Raw genomic sequence first — 5169 nt, 5'->3', positions numbered from 1 at the left:
AACGCTCTTTAACAATATATCAAGCCAAGCAAACTGTGTGGGCACTTGCAGAAGTAAGCAAACAGAAATATTTGTATTGCAACTTTTGAATGAGTGTTCAGCAAGGTTTCGAAAGAAGCCAAGCAAAAACGCGTAATTCATTGAGTTGATTGAACTACTTTTAATTGAAGAGTTTGATCATGGCTCAGATTGAACGCTGGCGGCAGGCCTAACACATGCAAGTCGAGCGGTAACATTTCCAGCTTGCTGGAAGATGACGAGCGGCGGACGGGTGAGTAATACTTGGGAACTTGCCTCTAGGCGGGGGACAACCACTGGAAACGGTGGCTAATACCGCATAATGTCTACGGACCAAAGTGGGGGACCTTCGGGCCTCACACCTAGAGATGGGCCCAAGTGGGATTAGCTAGTTGGTGAGGTAATGGCTCACCAAGGCGACGATCCCTAGCTGTTCTGAGAGGATGATCAGCCACACTGGGACTGAGACACGGCCCAGACTCCTACGGGAGGCAGCAGTGGGGAATATTGGACAATGGGGGCAACCCTGATCCAGCCATGCCGCGTGTGTGAAGAAGGCCTTCGGGTTGTAAAGCACTTTCAGTGGTGAGGAAAGGGTGATAGTTAATAGCTATCACAGTTGACGTTAGCCACAGAAGAAGCACCGGCTAACTCCGTGCCAGCAGCCGCGGTAATACGGAGGGTGCAAGCGTTAATCGGAATTACTGGGCGTAAAGCGTACGTAGGCGGTGTGTTAAGCAAGATGTGAAAGCCCCGGGCTCAACCTGGGAATGGCATTTTGAACTGGCACGCTAGAGTCCTGAAGAGGGTGGTAGAATTTCCAGTGTAGCGGTGAAATGCGTAGATATTGGAAGGAATACCGGTGGCGAAGGCGGCCACCTGGTCAGAGACTGACGCTGAGGTACGAAAGCGTGGGGAGCAAACAGGATTAGATACCCTGGTAGTCCACGCCGTAAACGATGTCAACTAGTTGTTCGTGTCTTTAAGACGTGAGTAACGCAGCTAACGCACTAAGTTGACCGCCTGGGGAGTACGGCCGCAAGGTTAAAACTCAAATGAATTGACGGGGGCCCGCACAAGCGGTGGAGCATGTGGTTTAATTCGATGCAACGCGAAGAACCTTACCATCCCTTGACATCCAGTGAATTTTCCAGAGATGGATTAGTGCCTTCGGGAACACTGAGACAGGTGCTGCATGGCTGTCGTCAGCTCGTGTTGTGAGATGTTGGGTTAAGTCCCGCAACGAGCGCAACCCTTATCCTTAGTTGCCAGCACGTAATGGTGGGAACTCTGGGGAGACTGCCGGTGACAAACCGGAGGAAGGTGGGGACGACGTCAAGTCATCATGGCCCTTACGGGATGGGCTACACACGTGCTACAATGGCGCATACAAAGGGCAGCAAGCCAGCGATGGTTAGCGAATCTCATAAAGTGCGTCGTAGTCCGGATTGGAGTCTGCAACTCGACTCCATGAAGTCGGAATCGCTAGTAATCGTGGATCAGAATGCCACGGTGAATACGTTCCCGGGCCTTGTACACACCGCCCGTCACACCATGGGAGTGGGCTGCACCAGAAGTGGTTAGTTTAACCTTCGGGAGAACGATCACCACGGTGTGGTTCATGACTGGGGTGAAGTCGTAACAAGGTAGCCGTAGGGGAACCTGCGGCTGGATCACCTCCTTACAAAATAGCTTACGGAAGTAAGTGTCCACACAGTTTGCAGGCTTGATAGCAATAGAGAAGAAAAACTGGGTCTGTAGCTCAGCTGGTTAGAGCGCACCCCTGATAAGGGTGAGGTCGGCAGTTCAAGTCTGCCCAGACCCACCACTTCTGCGCTGTGAACTGCGTTGCTGCGTCGTCGCATACTGGTGTATGCGTCCTCCTTGCGGCCTTGTCACAGCTTGAAGTCCCCTTGTCGGGGGTGGTCGAAACGCCCATGATTGGGGCCATAGCTCAGCTGGGAGAGCGCCTGCCTTGCACGCAGGAGGTCAGCGGTTCGATCCCGCTTGGCTCCACCATTTCTTCTCTATAACAAGTTAGCGTTAAGTGTTTTTTCAGAAAAAAGCATTTACCGGTAACTTTGTGTTACGCGCTCTTTAACAACATGGAAAGCTGATTGTAAAAAAGTAAGAAATGCCACTCTATTTGAACCTATGTGTAAGGTAGAGGCGTATCGAACTTGTGTACAGCAAAGAACAAACAATCTTGGTCATGTATACCAGACACCTTAGGGTTGTATGGTTAAGTGACTAAGCGTACACGGTGGATGCCTAGGCAGTTGGAGGCGATGAAGGACGTACTAACTTGCGATAAGCCATGACGAGCCAGTAAGAGGCCTTTGAGTCATGGATTTCCGAATGGGGAAACCCACTGAGCTTGCTCAGTATCCGGCACTGAATCTATAGGTGCCAGGAAGCGAACCCGGAGAACTGAAACATCTAAGTACCCGGAGGAAAAGAAATCAACCGAGATTTCCTCAGTAGCGGCGAGCGAACGGGAAACAGCCCTTAAGCTTTTAATGTGCTAACAGAATCCGTTGGGAAGCGGAGCCACAGACGGTGATAGCCCGGTATGTGAAGGTGCATTTTAAGTGAAATCGAGTAGGTCGGGACACGTGTTATCCTGACTGAATATGGGGGGACCATCCTCCAAGGCTAAATACTCCCAACTGACCGATAGTGAACCAGTACCGTGAGGGAAAGGCGAAAAGAACCCCGGCGAGGGGAGTGAAATAGAACCTGAAACCGTGTACGTACAAGCAGTAGGAGCACCTTCGTGGTGTGACTGCGTACCTTTTGTATAATGGGTCAGCGACTTATATTTTGTAGCAAGGTTAACCGTATAGGGAAGCCGTAGGGAAACCGAGTCTTAACTGGGCGCTTAGTTGCAAGGTATAGACCCGAAACCGGGCGATCTAACCATGAGCAGGTTGAAGATTGAGTAACATCAATTGGAGGACCGAACCCACTTATGTTGAAAAATGAGGGGATGACTTGTGGCTAGGAGTGAAAGGCTAATCAAGCCCGGAGATAGCTGGTTCTCCCCGAAATCTATTTAGGTAGAGCCTCGGACGAATACCTGCGGGGGTAGAGCACTGTTTGGGCTAGGGGGTCATCCCGACTTACCAACCCCATGCAAACTCCGAATACCGCAGAGTACTATCCGGGAGACACACGGCGGGTGCTAACGTCCGTCGTGGAGAGGGAAACAACCCAGACCGCCAGCTAAGGTCCCAAAGTTATGGCTCAGTGGGAAACGATGTGGGAAGGCAGAGACAGCTAGGAGGTTGGCTTAGAAGCAGCCATCCTTTAAAGAAAGCGTAATAGCTCACTAGTCGAGTCGGCCTGCGCGGAAGATGTAACGGGGCTAAGCCATACACCGAAGCTGCGGCAGCAACTTGTTGCTGGGTAGGGGAGCGTTCTGTAAGCGGATGAAGGTGAGTCGAGAGGCTTGCTGGACGTATCAGAAGTGCGAATGCTGACATGAGTAACGATAATGGGAGTGAAAAACTCCCACGCCGGAAGACCAAGGTTTCCTATCCCATGCTAATCAGGGTAGGGTAAGTCGGCCCCTAAGGCGAGGCGGAAACGCGTAGTCGATGGAAAACAGGTTAATATTCCTGTACCGATATATATTGCGATGGGGGGACGGAGAAGGCTAGGTGAGCCGGGCGTTGGTAGTCCCGGTGAAAGTGCGTAGGCTGAGAGTTTAGGTAAATCCGGACTCTTAAGGCCGAGACACGAGACGAGCACCTAAGGGTGCGAAGTCATTGATGCCATGCTTCCGGGAAAAGCCTCTAAGCTTCAGATATATATTGACCGTACCCCAAACCGACACAGGTGGTCAGGTAGAGAATACTAAGGCGCTTGAGAGAACTCGGGTGAAGGAACTAGGCAAAATAGTACCGTAACTTCGGGAGAAGGTACGCCACTGCCGGTGATTGACTTCGCGTCATGAGCTGGTGGTGGTCGCAGTGACCAGGTGGCTGGGACTGTTTATTAAAAACACAGCACTGTGCTAACACGAAAGTGGACGTATACGGTGTGACACCTGCCCGGTGCCGGAAGGTTAATTGATGGGGTTAGCGTAAGCGAAGCTCTTGATCGAAGCCCCGGTAAACGGCGGCCGTAACTATAACGGTCCTAAGGTAGCGAAATTCCTTGTCGGGTAAGTTCCGACCTGCACGAATGGTGTAACCATGGCCACGCTGTCTCCACCCGAGACTCAGTGAAATTGAAATCGCTGTGAAGATGCAGTGTACCCGCGGCTAGACGGAAAGACCCCGTGAACCTTTACTACAGCTTGGCACTGAACATTGAACCTACATGTGTAGGATAGGTGGGAGGCTTTGAAGCACTGGCGCTAGTTGGTGTGGAGCCATCCTTGAAATACCACCCTTGTATGTTTGATGTTCTAACCTGGCACCCTAATCGGGTGTGGGGACAGTGCCTGGTGGGTAGTTTGACTGGGGCGGTCTCCTCCCAAAGAGTAACGGAGGAGCACGAAGGTTGGCTAAGTACGGTCGGACATCGTACGGTTAGTGCAATGGCAGAAGCCAGCTTAACTGCGAGACAGACACGTCGAGCAGATACGAAAGTAGGTCATAGTGATCCGGTGGTTCTGAATGGAAGGGCCATCGCTCAACGGATAAAAGGTACTCCGGGGATAACAGGCTGATACCGCCCAAGAGTTCATATCGACGGCGGTGTTTGGCACCTCGATGTCGGCTCATCACATCCTGGGGCTGAAGTCGGTCCCAAGGGTATGGCTGTTCGCCATTTAAAGTGGTACGCGAGCTGGGTTTAGAACGTCGTGAGACAGTTCGGTCCCTATCTGCCGTGGGCGTTTGAGAGTTGAGAGGGGCTGCTCCTAGTACGAGAGGACCGGAGTGGACGAACCTCTGGTGTTCCGGTTGTCACGCCAGTGGCATTGCCGGGTAGCTACGTTCGGAATCGATAACCGCTGAAAGCATCTAAGCGGGAAGCGAGCCTCGAGATAAGCTCTCACTAGCACTTTGAGTGCTCTAAAGGGTTGTTGAAGACTACAACGTTGATAGGCGGGGTGTGGAAGCGTAGTAATGCGTTGAGCTAACCCGTACTAATTGCCCGTGAGGCTTAACCATACAACACCCAAGGTGTTTGGAATTGTTA

At 51.8% G+C, this 5169-nt stretch carries 2 tRNA genes and 2 rRNA genes; all 4 read left to right on the top strand.

What is annotated here, in order from left to right:
- Positions 1 to 161: 161 nt before the first annotated feature.
- The 4 genes from CWI81_RS12770 to CWI81_RS12755 all read left to right on the top strand — a co-directional run bounded on the left by CWI81_RS12770 (position 162) and on the right by CWI81_RS12755 (position 5141).
- Positions 162 to 1702, top strand: a 16S ribosomal RNA gene (locus tag CWI81_RS12770).
- A 67-nt stretch (positions 1703 to 1769) separates the two neighbouring features.
- Positions 1770 to 1846, top strand: a tRNA-Ile gene (locus CWI81_RS12765).
- A gap of 115 nt (positions 1847 to 1961) precedes the next feature.
- Positions 1962 to 2037 (top strand) — tRNA-Ala (locus tag CWI81_RS12760).
- Positions 2038 to 2258: 221 nt separating this feature from the next.
- Positions 2259 to 5141 (top strand): 23S ribosomal RNA (locus CWI81_RS12755).
- The 16S and 23S rRNA genes sit together here with 2 tRNA genes alongside, the layout of an rRNA operon.
- Positions 5142 to 5169 lie beyond the last annotated feature (28 nt).

The organism is Idiomarina seosinensis, assembly GCF_003987275.1.
Classification (GTDB): domain Bacteria; phylum Pseudomonadota; class Gammaproteobacteria; order Enterobacterales; family Alteromonadaceae; genus Idiomarina; species Idiomarina seosinensis.
This window is presented reverse-complemented; position numbering and strand designations above follow the sequence as displayed.